Annotated in this window: 1 protein-coding gene; it reads left to right on the top strand. The window is 66.2% G+C overall.

Features of this window, described 5'->3' with window-relative positions:
- Window positions 1-189 (top strand): hypothetical protein (locus KTH89_RS24780; protein ID WP_238723473.1); only part of this gene is annotated, 189 nt, incomplete at its 5' end.
- Window positions 190-269: the final 80 nt, after the last annotated feature.

Consider the following 269-nt stretch of genomic DNA (forward strand, 5'->3'; position numbering starts at 1 on the left):
AAAATAGCCGCGGAGGCGGACCGCCGGAGGCTCGGAACTTGGGGGCGGCTCTTCTTTGAAGGGGGAGCGGTCCGGTTCCGGGGGCTTGCGGAGGGTCTGCGCGGCATGGGAGGACTCCCCCGCGCCGGCCGGCTGCCCGGATGTCCGGTTCGGACGGGCGGAGGGCTAGCGCTGGTATCCGCTAAGTGAAATCGAAAAGCCGGGTTCAGGAACCGAGCCTATTCACCAGGAACACGTGATGTGTTCCCGGTTCAGAGGCTCTTGCCCGT

Source organism: Diplocloster agilis (assembly GCF_019042275.1).
GTDB classification, from domain to species: domain Bacteria; phylum Bacillota; class Clostridia; order Lachnospirales; family Lachnospiraceae; genus Diplocloster; species Diplocloster agilis.